This is a genomic window from Motilimonas pumila (genome assembly GCF_003596335.1).
GTDB lineage: Bacteria > Pseudomonadota > Gammaproteobacteria > Enterobacterales > CBDFNC01 > Motilimonas > Motilimonas pumila.
Genome location: NZ_QZCH01000063.1, coordinates 1 through 3990 on the forward strand (window position 1 = coordinate 1; position 3990 = coordinate 3990).

Annotated in this window: 4 protein-coding genes; 3 read left to right on the plus strand and 1 reads right to left on the minus strand. The window is 40.5% G+C overall.

Annotation, left to right across the window (positions count from 1 at the left end):
* Positions 1 to 569, minus strand: a 569-nt coding sequence (locus D1Z90_RS20120; RefSeq protein ID WP_119912568.1) for an IS4 family transposase, incomplete at its 3' end; no start/stop codon positions are given.
* 134 nt (positions 570 to 703) lie between these two features.
* On the opposite strand from D1Z90_RS20120, the gene D1Z90_RS20125 reads away from it, so the two are divergent.
* From D1Z90_RS20125 to D1Z90_RS20135, 3 genes are all read left to right on the plus strand, one after another.
* Positions 704 to 994: a DUF7684 family protein gene (locus tag D1Z90_RS20125; protein WP_119912569.1), complete on the plus strand. Its 291-nt coding sequence runs from the start codon at positions 704 to 706 to the stop codon at positions 992 to 994.
* 114 nt (positions 995 to 1108) lie between these two features.
* A complete protein-coding gene (locus tag D1Z90_RS20130; protein ID WP_119912570.1) occupies positions 1109 to 2059 on the plus strand; it encodes a hypothetical protein in 951 nt (316 codons plus the stop codon).
* A complete protein-coding gene (locus D1Z90_RS20135) occupies positions 2010 to 3398 on the plus strand; it encodes an ApeA N-terminal domain 1-containing protein (RefSeq protein WP_119912571.1) in 1389 nt (462 codons plus the stop codon). The genes D1Z90_RS20130 and D1Z90_RS20135 overlap by 50 nt, the downstream gene beginning before the upstream one ends.
* Positions 3399 to 3990: the final 592 nt, after the last annotated feature.

Consider the following 3990-nt stretch of genomic DNA (forward strand, 5'->3'; position numbering starts at 1 on the left):
TTTAATGATACTTCGCCTCGTACTCTGCCGACCCAAAACCAACCTTTTTCTTGAACTTGCCTAAACCAAGTATTCCTAAACCCTGCATCAGATACGATGATTGGGCTGGCTTCTTTTGGCAGGATTCTCTGTAACTGGTCGAGAAATGTTTGATGGCTTTTCGGTGAATGATAGTGCTTATATTCGAAGACTTGTTCGTAAATCGTGACTGCACGCCCATCGAGTGCGATGGACGCCCGAAGGGTCATATAACGAAGTTGCTCACGCACATCAGACCAGTCAACAAGAATAATAGGGCAGGGATTAGCCCGTGTAATTAAGTGTGCGTGCCACTTATAAATGGTGTCTTTTTCACGGTGTAAATGTGGGTTACCGAGCAGCCTATCGACACGCTTAATGGCATGCTTAACCGTGGTGTTGGAATCCAGTTTTCTGCCAAGCTTGGTTAAGGTTAAATCAGCGCCATTGAGCACGCTTTTAGTGGCAAGTATCAGAGAGCTCAGTCGTTTTTTGTGAATATTAGGGCATTGTTCTGTCAGTGTTTGCTGTAGAATTTGAATATCGCGCATCGTTAGGAATTCCTATTAAATTCATTTGATAAGGTGTGTTTTTGGCGAAATTCATTAGATCAGAATGAGCGATGCGCGTCTACTCATTGTTTTTATTGGAAATTATGAGGGGATTCGTGAGATTGGGGCGTTAAATGCCAATGGTAGATACAAAGATCGTACTTATTTCAGAGACTGGATATAGTCCTGAGCACGACACATTTCTTTATTGCCTTCTCAAGCAGCAGTATGAGCTTTTTTGTGTAGTCGGCAAAGATTGTGAGCTTTGGGAAGAAGTAATGGATGAACTAGCTGTCGGGGATGGAACGAACACTTGGCAAATTACAACAACTAGTCATGTTGATGAAGGAGTCGAAAATGTTGTCAAATTTGCTGAAAGCTGGCCTACGAAAGTACCATCAGGCGTGAGAGTTGTCAGCATTTAACAAGTCTCTAAATTAAGATTCACCATGCCTGTCATGCCATTTGCTGAGCAAATCGCCCGCCAGCTAATGGTTCACTTATTAGAGAGGCGTTAAGCGCCGCATGGAGAAATAATTTTGTTTCAAATTTCAGACTGGATTCCAGCACTAACAACAACTTCACTTCTTAGTTTGGCATTGTGGTTGGCGAAATCATTGATAGCGACTCGTCTCAAAAGTAGTGTACAAAGTGAGTTTGATAAAAAGTTAGAAGTGTTGCGTTCGGAGCTTAAGAGCAAAGAAGCGCAAATTGAATCTTTGCGCTCGGGAGCAATGTCTGGGCTAATCACAAGACAAGGAGCTCTGTACCAACGGAAGCTCGAAGCAATAGATCAAATCTGGAAGTCACTTAAGGAACTAGAAAAGGCAAAGTATATTTCTTCTACTTTAGCGTCATTAAAATTTGAAGAGTGTGCAAAAGAGTCAGTCAAAAATCCACAGTTTCGCAGCTTTATTGAAACCATAGGCGGCAATTTTGACATTACAAAATTAGACTTAGAGGGTGCAATATTGGCTCGACCATTTATCACGCCGATTGCTTGGGCTTATTACTCTGCATACTCATCTGTAATTATGTCAGCCTATACAAGAATGCAGATACTAAAAATCGGGGTTGATGACGCCGAGAAGTTTCTAAATTCCGACCATACTGACAAATTATTGAAAACCGTACTACCGTTAAACGCTGATTATATTGATCAACACGGATATGCAGGACATCACTATTTGCTTGATCAAATCGAAAATCTACTGCTGGCAGAATTAAAAAATATTCAAGACGGTCATGGTACTGATAAAGAAAATACTAAGCGCGCAGCTGAAATTACAAAAGAAGTGGAAAAACTGAAGAGTGAATTGGCGGAATTTCAGGCAAACGCTTTAAGTGCGATTCGTAAACGTGTGCCGAACTCGCTTCGCTCAAACATGGCACACGTTTACTCACGCCTTAAGCGGGCGTTAGATTTTTCAGGAGGATCGCATGAGAATCGAAGAAGAATATGTGAAAACAGGTTATTTTTGGCTTCCTGAGCGAGATGAGAAAAAAATTCCTGGGGTATTAACCATCAAAAATGGAGGTAATATCGAACTGGAAGTTGTTGGCCTCTTCGATGACAGTATTAAATCACTAAACGGTGATGATAATCTGAATAGAATAATAGGGCATGTTGAGAAGGACGGTTTAGTAACTCTAGAGAACTGCTTCTATACCAACAAAAATATATCCTTTGGGGGTATATCAAAATCAAAAATTTGTGTAAATAAAGTTTTAAGTGGTGTCGCCTATGACCAAAATGAAGTTGTTACCTTTAATACTTTGTCATTTTCCGTTGATTGCTTAGATGAGTGGGTTGGTATTAGTGGTATTAATGTCGACAGTGATTGGGAAAGCAGAACGGCCACTATTAGTTATGCACCTCCAGAGAATATATCCTATGAGCTAGATAGCGGCATGAAATTGGAAGTTTGCTTTGCATATACTCCCCCAAGCTCTTCTAGCACTACTGAATCTAAGATCACACAGCGCGTATATTTTAAGCTGAGCTCTGATGATTTAAGGCCATTGAGTGACTTCGCAGAAATAGCATATAAGTTAACCAATTTTTTGTGTTTTGCTATCGACACCACAGTTACATTGAAAGGTTTGTCAGCAACATCAAAAGAAATACAAAGAGATTGCGGTGATGGAAACAAATATCCTATTCCTATCAAGGTTTTTTACCCTAGCATTCCATTCGCGGAAAAAACGCCAGACAAGAACTGGCATAGAATGTTGTTTACTTACGGAATGATAAAAAGTAATGCTCTGGATGTTTTTAATAACTGGCTGCGTGCATATGAGATTATGGCTCCAGCACTCAGCTTATACTTTTCAACAAAAAATGGGGCTCAAAAATACCTTGATGGTAAATTTTTAGCTTTGGCACAAGGGCTCGAAACGTACCATAGAAGAACAAGCGGTGAAAAACTCATGGATTCTTCTGAATTTGACTCGCTTGTTTCAACAATCAGTAAGAGTTGCCCAGAGGAACATGCCGAATGGCTAAGTGGTCGCCTGATGCATGGAAATGAAATTAATTTAGGGAAAAGATTGAAACGAATTATTGAGCCGTTTAAGGATATGTTAGGCAACAGCAAAGAAAGAAGTAAGCTTTTGAGAAAAATTGTAGATACAAGGAATTACCTTACTCATTACAGTGAAAGCTTAAAAAACAACGCTGCTGACGGAGAAGAACTCTGGATCCTGTATCAAAAAATGGAAGTTATATTCCAGTTGCACTTTTTGAAGGTTGTTGGTTTCAGTGATGAAGAAATTGAGGGTGTTGTTGAAAACTGCTATCCGCTTAAGCAAAAGATTAACAAAATCTAACAAGTTGCTGCACACGGAAAAATTACTCGCTTCGCTCCCAATTTTCCGGTGAGCAAGGCGTTATATGCTTCTAGTAATTTTTATTAGAGCAAGACATTTTTTCTGAGTGTTTTACGCTAAACAAGGTTTGGTGTATGCACTAATAAGCTTTGCACTTTTGCCTTTTTCAAAGGCTGCAAAGCTATTATTTTAGTTCAACCAGTGGTGAGTAGCGTAAAAATTCACGGGTTGGTTTTTATATTACGGGTGCCTTTAAGTTCGTGGAGCATTTGGCTACAACCACCGCTGCATATAACAAGGCACTCAAACGGACTGCTAACAGTTGGCTCAGTTCGTTCCTCACATTTTAGCCAACAATTATCAGCCGCTTAGTGCGGCGCTGACGGATCCCCTCATAATTTCCCTAGTCCAGCGTTGTGCGTGAGCCGTTGATATTCCAGTATTGCCCATTGATATTGGGACTCGTAAATTTGATACCGCCTATGGCTCCGAACTTCCCTTCCTAAGCGGGGTATGGAAAGCACTCTGCGATGTTTTATTGTGTTGGCTTGAAAGTCAAAATGCCACTTCGCTTGTACCGCAACGAGTCCAT